Origin of the sequence: Paraflavitalea speifideaquila, from assembly GCF_032395985.1 — a bacterium.
Classification (GTDB): Bacteria; Bacteroidota; Bacteroidia; order Chitinophagales; family Chitinophagaceae; genus Paraflavitalea; species Paraflavitalea speifideaquila.
Genome location: NZ_CP135920.1, coordinates 2,961,004 through 2,978,025 on the forward strand (window position 1 = coordinate 2,961,004; position 17,022 = coordinate 2,978,025).

Here is a 17,022-nt window from a genome sequence, read left to right on the forward strand (position 1 = left end):
CGTATTCCTGTAAGAAGGGCCTTCCCGGAGAGGAGGAAACCCCAAACTCAAAGATGATGAAGTAGGCCTCAACGCAGTTGGGTAAGCGGCCCCAAAACCGTAGTATACGTAGAAGTAAATAGCAACGATTTTGCCAATGTAGGAAAATATTCTCTCGCTACCGGTCAGCCGCTTTTCGATATCGGGATCATCTTTGCGGCCAATATCAATTACAATACCTCCACGCAGACAGCTACCCTGTTCTTTAATCCCCAGGTAACAACCGTATTGAACAACCGGGCTACCACCATTCAGCCTGTGCAGGCCAGGGGCACTAAGGTACTGTTGTCCATCCTCGGCAACCACCAGGGTGCCGGTATCTGTAATTTCCCCAGCCAGGCGGCTGCCCAGGCTTTTGCCCAATTATTGGCCAATGCTGTCAATACCTATGGACTCGATGGTATTGATTTCGACGATGAGTACAGCGACTATGGTGTCAACGGAACCGGGCAGCCCAATGCCAGCTCCTTTGTATACCTGGTAACAGCCTTACGCGCACTCATGCCCAATAAGATCATTTCCTTTTATTATTATGGTCCGGCTGCTTCCCGCCTTTCTTACAACGGTGTAACCGTAGGCTCCAAGGTCAATTATAGCTGGAATGCCATTTATGGTAGTTTCTCTGTACCTGATGTGCCTGGCCTTACGGCGGCCAACCTGGGCCCGGCCGCAGTGAATATCACCTCTACCAGTTCTTCTACAGCGGCTTCCTTGGCCACACAAACCGTGAATGGCAATTATGGTATTTACCTTACCTATAATTTACCCAACAACGATGTGAGCACTTACCTCAGCAGTTTCTCCAATGTATTGTATGGTCAGCCTGCAGTGTACAATGGCGGAGGTGCAACAGGTGTGAAGTTCTACCAGCACACCAACTATGGTGGTACTGCTACCAGTAATATACCCAAGGGCAATTATACCCTGTCCCAATTGCAGGCCTATGGTTTTGTGAACGACTGGGCTTCGTCGATTACTGTACCTGCCGGCTGGACAGTGATCATGTATTCCAATGATAATTTTACCGGCACTTCCTGGACCTTGACATCCAGCAATGCCAATTTTCCTGGCCTATCGCCCAATGCCAATGATGTTGTCACTTCGGTAAAGATTCAGTAATTGTGGTTTGTAGTTTGTGTTATTCAGTCGAGCCCCGTTCTTCCGGACGGGGCCTTTTTGTGCACCATTGATATATACAACAAGGACGGAATCACTATGTACTGGGACAATCGACCTGGAAAGAAGATCCAGATTATATAATAGATTGGCTCAATAAACTATAACGGGGCATTGTTAGACACGCAAACACAATAATCAGTAATTATTAATTATTAATTACTGATTATTGTGTTGTTGATTTAAAGAAGGTTAGTTAAAAGAAGTTAACCAATCTTCCGTGCAGTATTAATCACATTTACACCTTCAAATTTAGCTGTAGACGAACCGTGCGATACGGCACTGGCTTGCGAAGGCTGTCCCTTACCATCATTGAACGTGCCAAAGAGGCGGTAATCATTTTTATCCGCAATATCCGTCATAGAGTTCCAGAACTCCTGAGTGTTCGACTGATAAGCTACATCATTGAGCATGCCCGTAATTTGACCGTCCTTGATCTCATAGAACAACTGACCGCCAAACTGGAAATTGTAACGTTGCTGGTCGATAGAGTAGGAGCCACGGCCCAGGATATAGATGCCTTTCTTAACACCCTTAATAATATCGGCCACACTCCGGGTTTGTTTGTTGGGTATCAGCGATACGTTGGGCATGCGTTGAAACTGTACACTATCCCAGCTATCCGCATAGCAACATCCTTGTGAGGCCTGCAAGCCCAGGATATGCGCCTGGTCGCGGATGGTTTGATAATTGACCAGGATACCATCTTTAATGATATCCCATTGACCACTTTGTACCCCTTCATCGTCATAACCTACAGCGCCCAGGGAGCCGGGTTGTAGTTTATCCGCCTGGATATTCACCAACTTACTGCCGTAATTGAATTGTTTCGTTTTCCATTTGTCCAGCGTCAGGAAACTGGTACCGGCAAAATTGGCTTCATAACCCAGTACACGGTCCAGCTCAGTAGGGTGACCGGTAGATTCATGAATGGTGAGGCCCAGGTGCGTGGGGTCCAGCACCAGGTCGTACTTGCCGGGTTCTACACTTTTGGCGCCTATTTTTCACCTACCTGGATCGTGGCCAGTTTTACATCTTCCAGCATATCATACCGGCCTTTGTACAGGGTAGTAGGGCCGCCGGTGATCTTGTGTTCGGGCGAGGCAAATAGATATTCATACCCCATACCCATGGGGGCGCTAAAACTGTCGCGCGTTTGAAACTTACCCGACGCTTTATCTGTTTTGGTCACCGTAAAGGTGGGCCATATCCGGTGAATGTCCTGGTCGATGTAAGAGCCATCAGAACTGGCGAAGTATTTTTGTTCATTGATCATGAACATGGCTGCATTGACAAAGTTGGCGCCGCCTTTCAGTGCGGCATCATTTACACTTAGCAAGAGGTCTACTTTTTCCCGCACCGGTATTTCAAAGCCATTCTTTTCGATGGGCGTTTTCCAATTGACTTCACCAAAACCTTTTGAGGTGCCAGCCGAACCGGTTCCGTCAATAGTTTGGCATTGCCTTTGGCAATGGCTACTGCAAGGGCCGCAGTTTTGGCAATACTGTCAGTATCCATTTTTTCGGAAGCGGCAAATCCCCAGCTGCCATTGGCGATCACGCGAATGCCGATACCATAGGATTCCGTATTGGCCACATTCTGCACCCGGTTGTCGCGGGTGATCACCGCCTGGTTGAGGTACCTGCCTATACGCACATCCGTATAAGTAGCCCCTTTACTGCGGGCTGCCTGCAGCGCTATATCGGCCATCCGTTTTTTAGCAGCTGCATCAGCACGGACCATCAGCAGGTCGGCTTCAGCAATTGTTCTGCCAATAGCGGGTATGCCATGAAGTAAGGCCCCGGCAGCACCCATTCCCGCCATGCCGATAAAGTTTCTTCTTTTCAATTTCTTTATTTGTAATTAAAGAATGGATTTCGGGAAAATAGGATCATTCTATCGAACAGTAATAATCAATAACCAATAATTATTGATTATTACCGTCTGAAGCGAAAGCTGTCTTCCTAGATTGCATCTGACAAAGAAGTGAACGTAAAGTCCCTGATCTTCATCGGTGGCAATATGGAGGAGCCGCTGCGAACGGGTTTGCCCAGTTCTTCTACATTATTCAGCATAATAATAGGGCTTTCGTTGAAGCGGAAGTTCTTTACCGGGAACTTGATCTGGCCATTCTCAATATAGAAAGTTCCGTCACGCGTGAGGCCTGTTTGTACCAATGTTTGCTGGTCAACCAGGCGGATATACCAGAAACGGGTAACCAGGATACCTTTCTCGGTATTCTTGATCATATCTTCAATAGAAGCCGTCCCACCCGCCATGATCATACCACCACCGCCAAAGCGGCCACCACCAGGACCTGCCAGGGCTTTGATGCCTTTTTCTGCGCCCAGAAACGGCCGCAGGCCAGGTTTTTCACCACCCCATTCTCTACCCAAATTGTTTTTCAACCGGCATCCCATCACCGCTCCAGGTAGCGCCTGGTAATTCGGCATTCATGGGGTCACTGATGATATTTACTTTTTCATCAAACAGTTGTTCGCCCAGGCGTGTGCCGCCACCTTTCTTACTCATGAAGCTGCGGCCTTCATCGGCTGTGCGCTGATCAAAACCACGGATGATACCACCCAGCATATCACTGGCCGCCAATGGTTCCAGGATCACTGTATAACGGCCTGGTTCAATAGCTTTGGCGCCGGCTGAACTCGTAGCTTTGTTGGCGGCTATTTTAGTAAGCGCCAGCGTATCCAGTTTGCCTACATCATTAAAACTATGGTCTACATAACCCGAACCAGTACCTTCCTGGTTACGTACAGTTACTGAAAACGATACATCCGTGCTTTTGCCGTAAGCAAAAAGCCCTTTGGAATTCATCACAGAGCGGAAGCCTGCACTGTTTTGCAAAAAGCCCGCTGATTCCAGTTTATTCTCTTTGGACACCTTCAGGCTCTTCGCTACCATTTCGGCCCGGGTATCCGGTGTCATAGCGGCTGTAGAAGGAATAAAACCAATCGATTCAGTAAAGTTGGAAGGGCCCAGCAGGGGCATGTACTCCGGATTTTCGGGAGCCAGCCGTGCCAGCTCTTCTGCACGGCGTACTACTTTTTCGAGCGATGCATCATCAAATTCATTGATCGTAGCATTGCCCGTTTTTTACCAAAAGAAGAGCTTACACTCAGGTTCAGGTTACTTACTTCTCCTGCAGTAGATACCGCATTGCGCGCATAGCGGATATTGCCGCTTTGTTGTCCGCCGAGACCTACTTCTGTTTCATCAGCTTTGGCGAAGCTCAACACTTTTTCAGTATCGCTTGCGCTTCGTCTTTACTTATTATTGCCATAACTGGTTATTATGCTTTAAAAAAGTTTGATAATAATTTGGTTGTCAGGTTGAGCCTGTCCAAGAGTGGGTCGTCCTCCAAGGGCGGCTCACCCTGGTCTAAAAGAGCCTGTCGAAACCGTCTTCAGTGATACCCTTCGACAAACTCTGGGTGAGAGGAATAACCTTACCCGATCTTCCGGGCCGTATTGATCACATTCACGCCATTGAATCGGGTAGTTGCGCTACCGTGTGATACCGCACTGCTTTGTGAAGGTTGCCCCTTGCCATCGTTGAAGGAACCACCCAGGCGATAATCGCTCTCATCACAAATAGCAGCACAGGAATTCCAGAACTCCTGCGTGTTGGCTTGATAAGCCACATCATTGAGCATCCCGGTTATTTTACCATTCGTGATCTCGTAAAACGTTTGTCCGCCAAACTGGAAATTGTAACGTTGTTGATCAATTGAGTACGAGCCGTCGCCAATGATGTAAATACCCTTCTCTACATTCTTGATCATATCATCCACACTCAGTTTGTCTTTACCGGGGCGTAAGGATACATTGGGCATCCGTTGGAATTGAATATCATCCCAGCCTTGTGAGTAGCAACACCCCTGCGATTCTTTTAGTCCAAGAATATGCGCCTGATCACGGATAGCCTGGTAATTCACCAGCATACCGTCCTTGATGAGGTCCCATTCCCGGCATTTTACCCCTTCATCATCCCAGCCCACTGCTCCCAGCGAACCTTTCTGCATTTTATCGGCTACTATGTTGACGAGTTTATTGCCGAAATTGAATTTCTTGGATTGCCATTTGTCCAGCGTGAGGAAACTGGTGCCGGCATAATTGGCTTCATAACCCAGTACCCGATCCAGTTCAGTAGGATGGCCTACTGATTCATGGATCGTTAACCATAAGTGGGAAGGGTCCAACACCAGGTCGTACTTGCCGGGTTCTACTGACTTCGCTTTCAGTTTATCATCTACATCCTTGGTGGCATTTTTACATCCTCCAGCATATCATAGCGGTCTTTGTACCGCGTAACAATACCACTTAGTTTGTCTTGCGGGCGGGCATGCATGTATTCATAGCCCATACCCATGGGAGCACTCAGCGCATTGCGTTGCATGAACTTGCCGGCCGCGCGGTCTATCTTCGTTACATTGAAAGTGGGATAGATGCGGTGAATGTCCTGGTCAATATAAGAACCATCAGTAGAAGCAAAATACTTTTGCTCGTTCACTGCCGATATCATCGCCGTAACAAAGCTGGCGCCATTCGTCATGGCAATATCATTTACCTGCAGCAGCAGGTCTACCTTTCTTTAATGGGTACTTCAAAAGCATTGATCTCAATAGGGGCTTTCCAGTTTACTTCGCCATACCCTTTTTGTGGGGCCAGCTGTACCGGTTCGCCCTGGATCTTGGCATTGGCCTTGGCTACTGCTACCGCTTGTTCGGCGGCCTTGGCAATAGCTTCCTTGGTTACCGTATGCGTCGCAGCAAATCCCCAGGCGCCGTTGACCAGCACCCGGATGCCCACGCCATAGTTTTCGGTATTGGCTACCCCCTGCACCCGTTTGTCCCGCGTGGCAACAAACTGCCGCAGGTAGCGGCCAATGCGTACATCCGCATAACTGGCGCCTTTGGCCTTCGCCGCATTCAAGCCAACATTGGCCAATTCTTTTTAACCGCCGAATCAATCCCCTGCAGCGCTTCTGCGGGGTCAATATCACGCCCAAAGGCGGACATTTTCGGAAGCATGAGCGAGCCTAGGCCCAGCCCCGTGTAGTAGATAAAATCTTTTCGTTTCAAAGCAGAGTCCCTCAGTTTTTAATGGTTGATAAAAAGGATATATGCGCAATTATTATAACTCAATAGGAAGGTCATAAACCTATCGAAGCCGTCATTCCTTCCTTCCTGACTTCCTGAATAGTCCGAAAGCCAGTAAAGCCCGAAAGTCGGTAAGCTATACTGTAGTTAATTGTCCGTTTTCCTTCCGGACTTCCCGTCTTCCGGACTTCCCGACCCTCCCTCAAACCACAAATAACTACAAGACAACAAGAATACCATGAGAAAAATGACCGGTGGTAACGCTTTCTTTGTTTGTCCCTGTACCGTTGCTTTAGACGACCTCGCTTTACCGGAAATTGCGGTATACCGTGTATTGGCCATAATCGAAGTGGTAGCTTGTACCCCCTGCCAGTCAGTCCGTTCATAAACATATAAGTGCATAGTGTCCGTCCCGTGGCGGATAGTTTGCCAGCCAGCCATGGTGGGCCAGTACTGGCCCGTCCAGCTTTGGGGCAGCCAGGCTTGCTGGGCTACCCCTACTTGCCCGGCTGGGGTTTCAATGAGCGGGATGCCCGCGCCCTTGCTATCCAGGGCCAATTGCACGGGGCTACCCAGGGTGGGGAAGGCGCTCACCCCTTGCCACCGGCTTCCCTGCCAGTCAGGCCGGGCAGCTTTGTTGAGCAGCAAGGTCCAGAACTGGGCATAGTCCTGCCGGTTGCCATTCAGCAACCAGCTATACGTATTGTTCACAGTATTCAATACCAGTTTGCCCGCTCCCGCAATAGCTGCCGATACTACTACCGCGCCCTGGTCATCCATCACCAGCGGTTGTGCCTGTTTGCTGCTTTCAATAGAAAACCAATCCGTGGGCAGCAGGGGACTGGTCTTTGCAAAAGGGCTGGCATGGCCAATGATCGTGGGCCTACGGGTGAGGCAGCTTGTTTTTTACCTGTAGTTCCGTAGATAATTGACGAAAGGAATGGGCGCTATCGGTTTGCAGGATCAGCCCCAGCCCTTTTTGTATTTGCGACCGCAGGGTGTTTTTTTCTGCGGTGGTCAGCGTGGTGAGTTGTTGATCGTCCATGATCACTACATCAAATTGCTCCAACAGGCCGGTGCTCATATCTTGTATGCGAAGGCCATCCCTATTCAGGAATTGGCGGCTGTACTTGTTTTTGCTGATCGTATTGCGGATAGCTACTGGGTACTGGTTTTCGTACAACCAGGTAAGGAGGAATTTATTGTCAAAATCCGGGGAGGCGGCTAACAGTAATACCCGTAGCGGATGGGCAGGTGCTATATGTACCGGGAGTTTTTCGCGGGCAATGGTTTTGCCCGGGCTAATGACTTCCAGTTCATATAGCGTATTGCCTTGGTGCTTGGGTTGGCAGCGCAGGTTAAAATAGCCTGTGGCGTTTGGGCCAATCGTAACAGAATCAAACCGGGCTCCCAAACCAGTTAGTACAATTTTTACCGTATCCTTGTTGGCGGGTTGGTAAGCACCTTGTACATCCAGCCATTGACCCTGTTTTAACTGCCGGGGCCAGCCTGCTGCCGTGAATCCGGTGGGTGTAGCCCGTGCATGATACTGCAAAGCAATACCCTGCGTGGATACAACAGCTAGTTCTTCTTCTGTCAGCCCATATCCCCATACTTCCAATGCATTGATTTCCGGATGTTGGGCCAGGAACCAGCCCAGGTCGGGCAGATAAGTAATATGACTGGCAACCAGCCAAGGGTGGGTCGTGTATAACTGCTCACCTCCTTTATTATGCAGGCTGTCTTTGGGATAACCTGGTGTAAGCAGGATGGCCTTGTTGTTGTTATTGGAGGGCGTAGTAACCGTATAAGTAATGGGTATTGCCAGGAAGGCCATGCCTGTCACCGCCAATATACTCGCTATGATACGAAGCGCTAGGTGCGCCCTGGCAGGTCTGCTGATTTCTTTCCATACCAGTACAGATACCAGCAGCAGGGAAGCGATGAGGATGCCTGTTTCTATTCTCATCAGCGCCTGCTTTTGTTTAATTCGTTAAAGTAATGATCAGCCAGCTCATTATCATCCGTACTGGTTTCTTTTTGGGGCAGTAGTGCGCCTTCTTTCAGCATCTTTTGCAGCGCTGCTTGTACCTGGAGGATCGTTGCTTTGCTTGCTTTACCGGGTTGGTTTGTTATTTTACGGATGCCATTCAAAGCAGCCAGGTAGTCGGCCGGTGCTTTCACCGCCCTGGCGCCAATCTTTTTCTGCTTCGATCAGCAAAAGCATTTGTTGAGCTGTAATGCCAGCTTCTTGTTTTAGTTGTTCCAGTACACCCATGACTTGCTGTAAGCGTATTTCCGGTTGCTTATCACTTCCGTTGTTTTTCTTGTTGTTGGCATCACCTATTTTATCCAAATCGCCCGTCAACCTTTTTCAGGTTTTAAGGGCGGCATCTTAATAGATGTTTTACTTACATAGGCCCTTGATTTTTGCTGCATGTCTTTGAGCAGGCGCAACGCTTTATAAGCATAGGGCAGCGCTTCGCGCGGGTAATAAGTGCGGAGCTTTAATTCACTGCTCCACATTTCCGTGAGGATCGTTTTCAGTTGTGCCTTTTGCGCTGGTTCCAGGTAAGTAGCATCTTCTGCATTGTCGTGCTTATGCGCATACTGGTCTTCCAGCGCTTTGATATCCCCTATGGGAACCACCTTTTCCTCATGATCCTCCTCCTGACCGTGGTCATGCCCATCATCGGGACTATGCCCACCGCTTTCCCATTCTTCCCCACAAATTTGCCATAACGCAGGCGCAGCAGTTTCTGATCATCGCCCAATACATTGCTGCGCAGGTGGAAGGTATCCAGCGGAATACTGGCTTGTTGCTGTAATAACTTCTCTATATCAATAATGATTTGCCGTTGGCTTCGGAAATATTCAGGTACCTGGTTGATGCCCGATTCCATGCCCGACATGCTCAGCAGTTCGGCTGTATCGGGTAAGGAAATGAAATACATGTCAGATCGGCTTTCTTGTCCGTGGTTGTCCCATGCTTTTATATAGAAGTATAATTCATCACCGGCATGGAGGCCCAGCCCATGCAGGTCCAATACTTTGTTGAGAGTCATTTGCTGCTGACCGTTATAGCTGACAGGAAAGGACAGTTGTTGTTCTTTGAAACTCACACTTTCACCCTTGCCGCTGGCCTGGGTAGCTACAATACCTGCGTTATGAATCCCATAGTCGTCTGTTAGTTGAACCGAAAGACGGGATAAAGCTGCACCACCGGGATCGATGGTTGTGTATTGTTGTGGCGTGATGATGCTGATGTTGACCGGCAGGTCGGGAATCACTTCAAGCGTATACAGTTGAGAAGCATGGCCGGCCAGGCTCAGCTGGTAAAAACCTGCTTCTTGTATGTTTTTTGCAACGTCCAATGCGTACTGTCGTCGGATACGGGTACAAAGGCAAGCGTATCCTGGCTATTGAAAATGAATTGTAGTTGCTGTACTTTTGATTGGTCCGTATTTCCCATTGTACCGTACTGCCTTCTTCTATTTTGAGAGAAAACTGTTGTTGTTGCCTGCTTTTATTATTGGTATACGCCGGTGGAGTAACCTGTATCCCGAAGGATGCAATCCCCGGTAAGATTTGTTCGGGTGGATGAGTGGTTGCTGCCTGAGTGTTGGGCTTGTTGTAACTGCTGTTGGCTGCTAGCAGGGATGCCAGCAGCGCGATCAATACAGTAGCGGCTAGCGATGAGCCTAACAATAGGAATGCTTTTTTAATGGCTTGCGCATGGCTGGCGGCTCGGGCATGCCTGCCAGGGAGGGTGATATTTTTGCACTTGCATCTTTTGCAACAGGCTCAGAGATTGTTCGGGAATCAACAATAACTGAGTGCTCTCCTCCAGCGCTGGATAGGACCGGTTGAGGAAACTGGACAGTTCGACGGGTGTGAGGGGCTTCGATCGCCTGAGCCAATAGAACAATACAGTGGCCAGTGCACCGGTGGTTATTACAGCCCACACAGGTAAGTGAAAAATAAAAAATGCCAATGCTGCCAGAACCAGCCCCAATGCCATCGCATTCAGCAGGGAGGCCCATAGGTTATTTCTGCTCCACTTACCCGCCAGTGCATGAATGATATGTTGACTCTTTTGATCAGGCATTTTTATGCGTTGTAGCCCATAAGTATAAATGCGTTCTATTAACAGGATGATGAAAAGCAGTACCCAAAACAGGGTGGTAAGGTCTTGGGCATTGTGGCGAAGCCAGCCTTGCCGTTCAGCTTGCCAGTTACCATCATTTGTATCCTTATCATTCTCCAGGTCCAGTGGTGGTATTACCTGTTCATCACTGATGATTCGCAGGTCTTCGGAGTTCAAACGGCTCAAAGCCGGAATCACCAGGGGTAAGATGGTTTTTACAAAACCGCTTTCCCATACCATATCACCCCAGGAGGGATTGAACCGGCCTTTATAGCGATAAACCAGTTTATTGTCCTGTTCCGTCACCGTAAGTAATGCCTGGCCATTGGCAAGAGTCCATACGGGAATGCCATTGGTTTTGCCCGGAATGTATTGATAAACTTTATCGTGTACAGTTTCGCCTGTTACTAGGGCGCCTTCCTGTTGCCAGGAAGCGAGAGTTACGGCGTTGCCCGTATCGTATTGGAACAGGATGCCATCGGTGGTCAATAGGGATAACAGGTTTTTGGAAAGCCTGGTTTTGACTGGTCTTGTCCGAGGGCCTTTGATTCATCAATAGGAAAATAAGGTGTTGTTCGGTCGGGGGATATTCTCCTGCGGTCAATGATTGCAGGTTGATCCTTCTGCCGGTAAATTCACGGATGGCCGCTATGGCTGCTTCAATATATTGGGCATCTGCCAGGTGCTTGCCCGCATAGAGCGCAATGCGGATGATGGAGGTATCTGCCCCCTTGCAAAGCTGACTGCATTGTTGTGTTGGATAAAATAATTTCCGGCAGGCGTACTCACCCCCTCCATGCTCCTGATGGTTCCTTTATCAGCTACCCAGGAAAAAGAAGGCGAGCGTTGCAGACTATCGCCGGAGCTAAAACTGTTCCAATGAAGGGCCAGGCGGGTAGAGGGCCTGGCGCCCTGGTAAGATGACAAGCGATTGTTTACAAACAAGTGGAGAGGAAATCCGGCAGGGAGTTGGGCATCCAACACTTTTAACAGCGACCAGGTAGATAAGCTGCTATGGCTGTTTGTATCTGTTGGGGTTGCGTTACCTGCTGTATCTTTTAATTGTATCTTTTCAAAGTTGGGAGATAGGTTGTGCAATTCCAAACCGGCAAGCAATAGGGAGTCGATGGCTGTACCATATTGTGCATAGGCTATACCTAATTGGTGTTGGGGGATAAGTACCCACCCGGCTTGTTTCGCTGCCCTGGGGCGATCCATCCATACGGGCTTTGCCAATAGGAAGGCGGCCAACAGCACCACTAAACAACGCAATAGGAATAAAGGCCAGTTATTGATGCGGAAAGAAGTGGCGCGCTTGCGTGCACTGGCCGATAATAAAGCCGTGCTGCCTACACGCAAGGTTTTACCCTTGCGTACATTCCATAAGTGTACCAGCACCGGTATAATGACCGCTGTGGCTGCTACTAATGCTATGGGGTTTAATAATTGTAACAATGCCTAAATGCTGTATTCTAAATTCTGTGTTCTGTTTTCTGTTTTCTTTCTCCTTTCTCCTGTCTCCTGTCTTCTGTATTCTCTTCCTACTTCCGTAATCGCAAATACTCCCTCAATGCCTGATCCACCGGTTCATCGGTGATCATGAGTCGATAATCTATATGGCGACCGAGCAATTCTTTTTTGATATTGCTTAAATAATTGTTCAGCGTTTCCTGGTAAGGTTGTTTGATGGCTTCGGCATCTACCTGGATGGTGGCTCCTGTTTCCAGGTCTTCCAAAGTGCTATAGCCTGCATAATCCAGTTCCATTTCATTGCGGCCCATCAGGTGCAGTACGATGATCTCATGATGCAGGGCACCCAGGAGGTCCAGCAGTTTGTATATTTCATCCTCCTGTTGGTACATATCAGTTATGAAAATCAGTAATTCCCTGCTGCGCCCGCCTGCATAGATATCTTTGTAATGAACAGGCTGCGTGAATTTTCCGGCGGGGCCCGTTTGTTCGAGCTGATAAAAGAGACGGTTAAGGTGTTGAAATCCCTGGCGTGCCGCCAGCGTGAAGATGCCATCTTCGCGCAGGCCATACAATCCGATCGCATCACCCTGCCTATTGGCCAGGTAGGCCAGGCAGGCTGCCAGGTACCGGGCGTATTCCATTTTTGTATAGGCCCCATCCCGGTGATCCATGGAAGCGCTGGCATCTACCAGCAACCGTACACTGATATTGGTTTCCGATTCCGATTCGCGGATATAATAGCGGTCACTGCGCCCATACATTTTCCAATCCATCCAGCGCAGGTCATCGCCGGGCATATAACTCCGATATTGACTGAACTCCATACCACTGCCCTTGATCGAGCTTTTGTTGGCGCCCGTCATAAAACCATCAATGGTCGTTTTGGCCGCCAGCGACAGATTTCTCAGTGACAATAATATGTGAGGGTCTAAGAACACGAATTAATGGAACACGAATTACACGAATGACACAAATTGAAACGAACCTAACGCCCTACTCACCACTTACCACTCACCGGCCTTTCAATTACTTTTAATAAGTTGGCTGTAACCATATCCGGGCTGATCTGTTCAGCATCCGCTTTAAAATTCATTAGTATACGGTGCCGCAGTACGGGATAGGCCATCGTTTGAATGTCGGCTTCCGTCACCGCATAGCGGCCATGAAGCAGCGCCCTGGCTTTGGCGGTCAGTATCAATGCCTGTCCGGCCCTTGGTCCTGCACCCCAGCGTACCCATTCCTTTACATAGCTGGCGGTAGTGCTATTGGGGCGCGTGGCCCGCACCAGTTTGCCGGCCCAGCCCGTGAGGTCATCATTGATCGTTACTTCCCTTACCAGGCCTTGTAGCTGCATGATCTCCTCGCCGCTTACTATGGCTTCTACCTTATTTTTGCGAATACCCGTCGTATTGCTGAGTATTTGAATTTCTTCCTGCTCTGAAGGGTAGCCGATCTTTACATACAATAAAAAGCGATCGAGCTGGGCTTCGGGCAGCGGATAGGTCCCAGCCTGTTCTATCGGATTTTGGGTGGCCAATATAAAGAAGGGGCGATCCAGGTGATAGGTTTTGCCGGCATAGGTTACTTCAAACTCCTGCATGGCTTCCAATAGCGCCGACTGTGTTTTGGGCGGTGTGCGGTTGATCTCATCCGCCAGGAGGATATTCGCAAATATAGGCCCCTTCGTGAAGGTGAACATCCTTTTACCCGTCACCAGGTCTTCTTCCAATATTTCTGTGCCAATGATATCCGAAGGCATGAGATCGGGGGTAAACTGGATACGCCGGAAACTAAGGTGTACTGCCTGTGAGAGGGTACGTACCATGAGGGTTTTGGCCAGGCCGGGTACCCCTTCAAGCAAACAATGACCACCGGCCAGTAAGGCTACCAGTAATTCTTCCAGTACTTCATCCTGCCCAACAATTACTTTCTGGATCTCTTTTTCAGTAGGGATACCTTTTTCAGCAGTTCGCTGATTGTTGTTTCTGTTAATACCAACGTCAATAGTAGTTTTGGTTAAAATTAGTTTCTAGGAAAGCAATGTTGACAGTAAGGTTTTTAATAGCCTATTGAACTATTTTTCTGGTAGCGACGGAAGTTCGGGCTTTTGACGTCATAATGATTGATTTCTTTTGCCCCTTATGAAAAAAATCAGCATTTTAATGTAGTTTAAATTTTATCCGGAACAACTATTCAGGCGTAATCAGGTTTTCTATGAATCAGGGCAATAAATTTATCTTTTCACGATTGAGCTATCGTTCCGGCGACTGGGATACCGACCAGCGCATGCCTTCAAATTTATTGAACTCATTGGTCGAATACACTACCATTCCTGTAAATCCGCAGGAGCGGATCATTGAATTGGGCAGTGAGGACATCTTCTCCGCCCCCTTCTGCTACCTCAGTGGTCATAAGCTGGTGCAGTTCAATGGCAGGGAGCAGGCCAATTTCAAAAAAATATGTGGAGAATGGGGGCTTTGTATTTGTAGATGATTGTAACCACGATATTGATGGTTTGTTTGCCAAATCCTTTGAAGCACAGATGGGCGCTACCTTTGGGGCCCATGCACTGAAAAAAAATACCTTCCACACACGAGCTATACCGCTCCTTCTTCACTTTTGAAAAGGGACCTCCTCCCACTTCTTTTGAATTGAATGGCTGGGGTGATGACCTGGTACATGATTACCTCAAAGCCATTGAGATCAACGGCCGTATTGCAGTATTGTACAGTAATAAAGATTATGGCTGCGAATGGGATTACGATTTCCGCAATAAACGGTTTATGGCGGAAGACAATACCAAATTTGGCCTGAATATCATCTTCTACGCCATGAATGTTTGATAATCAAACAAATAATACCACTTATCAGTACCAAACCAGGCCATCCGCCCATATCCGCGAAATCTGCGATCCCTACCAGGCTCAAAATGAATGTATACGACAACAGGATGCGATGTTGCTGCCACATCTGTGGATAATAATGCAGTAGAATGCTAATTTATTTAGCATTATAGCCGTATTTTAGCTAAATAAATTAACATTTCTAAGCGGCAACCAATGGCAAATATTGAGATTACAGGAAAAGGTATCCAGAAAGTACTTAGCAAGTTTGATTTTAAACAGGCAATTGCCGAGTATATCTGGAATGGATTTGATGCAAAGGCTACTACCGTCCAATTCAATTATGAGGCGAATGAGTTGGGCTTTGTATCCAGGATAGCCATTATTGACAATGGGTATGGCATTAACCGGACGCAACTGGCCGATAAGTTTTCGCCCTTCTTTGATTCGCAGAAAGCCATTGAAATAGAATCACCCAAAAACACGTCGGCGGTCCATGGCAAAAATGGGGTAGGCCGCCTCACCTTTTTCAAGTTTGCTTCAGAAGCCATCTGGCATACCGTGTATGAAGAAAAAGAAAGCACTACGAGTATTTTATCAATATCAAGTTTGAATCCATCAATAAATATACGAGCCCCGATTCAGGTGTACGGGGTGTGAGAAAGCCAACGGGTACTATTGTCACCTTCTACAATATCCTGCCGGAGATCACAGATGCCAAACTGGAAGAAGAGTTAATGGATTTCCTTTGCCTGGAATTTGGCTGGTACCTGGAGCTTAATAAAAACAATGAGTATGCTTTATTGATCAATGGAAAGGCCCTGGATTATTCCACCATCATTGGCGATACACACCACTTTATGGTAAACCATGCCGATAGCGGTCAGGAATTTGAAGTGAGCTATGTGCGTTGGAATGCGAAGATCAATAAAGAGTTTTCCAAATACTATTACATGGGATCTGATCACGTAGAACGGTATAAAGAGTTTACCTCACTCAACAATAAGGGAGATCATTTTTACCACAGCGTTTATATCAAGAGCACTTATTTTGACCAGTTCAGGTTCAAAAGCAATGCTGCCGATCCGCAACTGACATTATTAGGTGGCACGCGCATCGATCCGGTTTTCCGGTTTCTACACAAATGGCTGTCTTCTTATTTGCTCGACAAACGCAAACCTTATCTTAAAATGTATACTGATATCCTGATCAATCAATATGAAGAGGACCGGATCTTCCCTGTATTCAGTGACAATCCCTGGGATGTACACCGGAAAATAGAGCTGGAAAGCCTGGTACGAAACCTCTACGAAATACAGCCGAAGATTTTCCTGAACCTCAATATAGAGCAGAAGAAAACCTTTGTGCGTTTGTTGAACCTGTTGTTGGACAGCCTCGAGCGCGATAAGTTGTTTGATATCCTCGATGGCGTTATAGAACTTTCTTATGATGAAAGGAAACAAATGGCCGATCTTATCAAAGTAACCCGGCTTGCCCATGTAAATCATACCATCAGGCTCATTGAAGACCGGTATAAAACAATTGACCAGCTGCGTGACCTGATTGTTCGGAAGGAGCTAAAAGCCAATGAACGCGATCATTTACAAAAGTTGGTAGAGGCGCATTACTGGATCTTTGGGGAACAATATCACCTGGTGACGGCGGCCGAACCTAAATTTGACGAGGCACTGCGGCGGCATGTTCATCTGTTGCGTGGCGGGAATACAGTAACGCCTATTGACCATGAAGATAAGTACCGGGAGATGGATATTTTCCTTTGCCGCCAGGATATATTGACCAATGAGATCAGGAATATCGTGGTGGAGTTGAAACACCCTGCTTTGAAACTGGGCGAAAACGAACTTACACAAGTGAAAAAATACATGAACGTGATCATGCATGAGCCACAGTTCAATGGCAATAATATGAGTTGGGAGTTTTATCTCGTTGGCACAGACTTTAACAGCAGGGGAGAGATAGAGGCGGCATTGGACAATGCCAAACCACATGGCGAAAGGTCCTTGGCTTTTAAGTCGGGGCAGTATAAGATCTATGTCAGAAAATGGAGTGAGCTCATCAATGACTTTGAAATGAAACACAAGTTCCTGAATGATAAATTGCAGTTGGAAAGGAAGTTATTGAATGAGGTGCATGAATCAGCCGGTGAGGTATTGAAGTCGGCTACGGGTAATAGTGCAGCTATTCAGCGGCAGCTTGTTTAGCCCTTG

General features: G+C 47.7%; 24 protein-coding genes and 1 pseudogene. 5 read left to right on the forward strand and 20 right to left on the reverse strand.

What is annotated here, in order from left to right; translation table 11 throughout:
* Positions 1–93 precede the first annotated feature (93 nt).
* Positions 94–1,158, forward strand: a pseudogene (locus tag RS881_RS20275) (endo-beta-N-acetylglucosaminidase H); the annotation flags it as partial.
* A 263-nt stretch (positions 1,159–1,421) separates the two neighbouring features.
* Here RS881_RS20275 and RS881_RS20280 read toward each other — a convergent pair.
* The 20 genes from RS881_RS20280 to RS881_RS20375 form a co-directional block, all read right to left on the reverse strand.
* Complete coding sequence (locus RS881_RS20280; protein WP_315822732.1) at positions 1,422–2,177, reverse strand: TldD/PmbA family protein; 756 nt, start codon at positions 2,175–2,177, stop codon at positions 1,422–1,424.
* Between the two features lie 35 nt (positions 2,178–2,212).
* Positions 2,213–2,575, reverse strand: coding sequence for a hypothetical protein (locus RS881_RS20285; protein WP_315822733.1), 363 nt, complete (start codon positions 2,573–2,575; stop codon positions 2,213–2,215).
* Complete coding sequence (locus RS881_RS20290; RefSeq protein ID WP_315822734.1) at positions 2,560–3,063, reverse strand: PmbA/TldA family metallopeptidase; 504 nt, start codon at positions 3,061–3,063, stop codon at positions 2,560–2,562. The genes RS881_RS20285 and RS881_RS20290 overlap by 16 nt, the downstream gene beginning before the upstream one ends.
* A 116-nt stretch (positions 3,064–3,179) precedes the next feature.
* Positions 3,180–3,611 carry a metallopeptidase TldD-related protein gene (locus RS881_RS20295; protein WP_315822735.1) on the reverse strand — a complete coding sequence of 144 codons (432 nt, stop codon included), beginning with the start codon at positions 3,609–3,611 and terminating at the stop codon, positions 3,180–3,182.
* Positions 3,604–4,221, reverse strand: a complete 618-nt coding sequence (locus RS881_RS20300) for a metallopeptidase TldD-related protein (protein ID WP_315822736.1) — start codon at positions 4,219–4,221, stop codon at positions 3,604–3,606. The genes RS881_RS20295 and RS881_RS20300 overlap by 8 nt, the downstream gene beginning before the upstream one ends.
* A 50-nt stretch (positions 4,222–4,271) precedes the next feature.
* Positions 4,272–4,466: a hypothetical protein gene (locus RS881_RS20305; RefSeq protein ID WP_315822737.1), complete on the reverse strand. Its 195-nt coding sequence runs from the start codon at positions 4,464–4,466 to the stop codon at positions 4,272–4,274.
* A gap of 212 nt (positions 4,467–4,678) precedes the next feature.
* Positions 4,679–5,434 carry a TldD/PmbA family protein gene (locus RS881_RS20310; RefSeq protein WP_315822738.1) on the reverse strand — a complete coding sequence of 252 codons (756 nt, stop codon included), beginning with the start codon at positions 5,432–5,434 and terminating at the stop codon, positions 4,679–4,681.
* A gap of 47 nt (positions 5,435–5,481) precedes the next feature.
* Positions 5,482–5,784: a hypothetical protein gene (locus RS881_RS20315; protein WP_315822739.1), complete on the reverse strand. Its 303-nt coding sequence runs from the start codon at positions 5,782–5,784 to the stop codon at positions 5,482–5,484.
* Positions 5,785–5,813: 29 nt separating this feature from the next.
* Positions 5,814–6,179, reverse strand: a complete 366-nt coding sequence (locus RS881_RS20320; protein WP_315822740.1) for a PmbA/TldA family metallopeptidase — start codon at positions 6,177–6,179, stop codon at positions 5,814–5,816.
* A complete protein-coding gene (locus RS881_RS20325) occupies positions 6,161–6,313 on the reverse strand; it encodes a hypothetical protein (RefSeq protein WP_315822741.1) in 153 nt (50 codons plus the stop codon). Before RS881_RS20325 ends, RS881_RS20320 begins: the two co-directional genes overlap by 19 nt.
* A gap of 165 nt (positions 6,314–6,478) precedes the next feature.
* Positions 6,479–7,114, reverse strand: coding sequence for a hypothetical protein (locus RS881_RS20330; RefSeq protein WP_315822742.1), 636 nt, complete (start codon positions 7,112–7,114; stop codon positions 6,479–6,481).
* A gap of 100 nt (positions 7,115–7,214) precedes the next feature.
* The gene (locus tag RS881_RS20335; protein ID WP_315822743.1) at positions 7,215–8,300 is read right to left on the reverse strand and encodes a hypothetical protein; all 1,086 of its coding nucleotides are present in this window, start codon (positions 8,298–8,300) and stop codon (positions 7,215–7,217) included.
* Positions 8,300–8,515, reverse strand: coding sequence for a hypothetical protein (locus tag RS881_RS20340; protein WP_315822744.1), 216 nt, complete (start codon positions 8,513–8,515; stop codon positions 8,300–8,302). Before RS881_RS20340 ends, RS881_RS20335 begins: the two co-directional genes overlap by 1 nt.
* Positions 8,469–8,699, reverse strand: a complete 231-nt coding sequence (locus RS881_RS20345) for a hypothetical protein (RefSeq protein WP_315822745.1) — start codon at positions 8,697–8,699, stop codon at positions 8,469–8,471. Before RS881_RS20345 ends, RS881_RS20340 begins: the two co-directional genes overlap by 47 nt.
* Positions 8,696–8,980, reverse strand: coding sequence for a hypothetical protein (locus RS881_RS20350; RefSeq protein ID WP_315822746.1), 285 nt, complete (start codon positions 8,978–8,980; stop codon positions 8,696–8,698). Before RS881_RS20350 ends, RS881_RS20345 begins: the two co-directional genes overlap by 4 nt.
* Positions 8,968–9,705 (reverse strand): DUF4175 family protein, encoded by a 738-nt coding sequence (locus RS881_RS20355; RefSeq protein WP_315822747.1) that lies wholly within the window; start codon positions 9,703–9,705, stop codon positions 8,968–8,970. The genes RS881_RS20350 and RS881_RS20355 overlap by 13 nt, the downstream gene beginning before the upstream one ends.
* 347 nt (positions 9,706–10,052) lie before the next feature.
* A complete protein-coding gene (locus RS881_RS20360; protein ID WP_315822748.1) occupies positions 10,053–10,967 on the reverse strand; it encodes a hypothetical protein in 915 nt (304 codons plus the stop codon).
* Positions 10,968–11,126: 159 nt separating this feature from the next.
* Positions 11,127–11,933 carry a BatA domain-containing protein gene (locus RS881_RS20365; protein WP_315822749.1) on the reverse strand — a complete coding sequence of 269 codons (807 nt, stop codon included), beginning with the start codon at positions 11,931–11,933 and terminating at the stop codon, positions 11,127–11,129.
* 86 nt (positions 11,934–12,019) lie between these two features.
* The gene (locus RS881_RS20370; RefSeq protein WP_315822750.1) at positions 12,020–12,865 is read right to left on the reverse strand and encodes a DUF58 domain-containing protein; all 846 of its coding nucleotides are present in this window, start codon (positions 12,863–12,865) and stop codon (positions 12,020–12,022) included.
* Positions 12,866–12,948: 83 nt separating this feature from the next.
* Positions 12,949–13,974 (reverse strand): AAA family ATPase, encoded by a 1,026-nt coding sequence (locus tag RS881_RS20375; protein ID WP_315824554.1) that lies wholly within the window; start codon positions 13,972–13,974, stop codon positions 12,949–12,951.
* Positions 13,975–14,165: 191 nt separating this feature from the next.
* Here RS881_RS20375 and RS881_RS20380 point away from each other — a divergent pair, with 191 nt between their 5' ends.
* From RS881_RS20380 to RS881_RS20395, 4 genes are all read left to right on the forward strand, one after another.
* The gene (locus RS881_RS20380) at positions 14,166–14,444 is read left to right on the forward strand and encodes a DUF4159 domain-containing protein (protein ID WP_315822751.1); all 279 of its coding nucleotides are present in this window, start codon (positions 14,166–14,168) and stop codon (positions 14,442–14,444) included.
* A gap of 86 nt (positions 14,445–14,530) precedes the next feature.
* The gene (locus RS881_RS20385) at positions 14,531–14,794 is read left to right on the forward strand and encodes a DUF4159 domain-containing protein (RefSeq protein WP_315824555.1); all 264 of its coding nucleotides are present in this window, start codon (positions 14,531–14,533) and stop codon (positions 14,792–14,794) included.
* A gap of 216 nt (positions 14,795–15,010) precedes the next feature.
* Positions 15,011–15,454 carry an ATP-binding protein gene (locus tag RS881_RS20390; RefSeq protein WP_315822752.1) on the forward strand — a complete coding sequence of 148 codons (444 nt, stop codon included), beginning with the start codon at positions 15,011–15,013 and terminating at the stop codon, positions 15,452–15,454.
* Entirely contained in the window at positions 15,451–17,016 is a 1,566-nt protein-coding gene (locus RS881_RS20395) for a hypothetical protein (protein ID WP_315822753.1), read from the forward strand. Before RS881_RS20390 ends, RS881_RS20395 begins: the two co-directional genes overlap by 4 nt.
* Positions 17,017–17,022 lie beyond the last annotated feature (6 nt).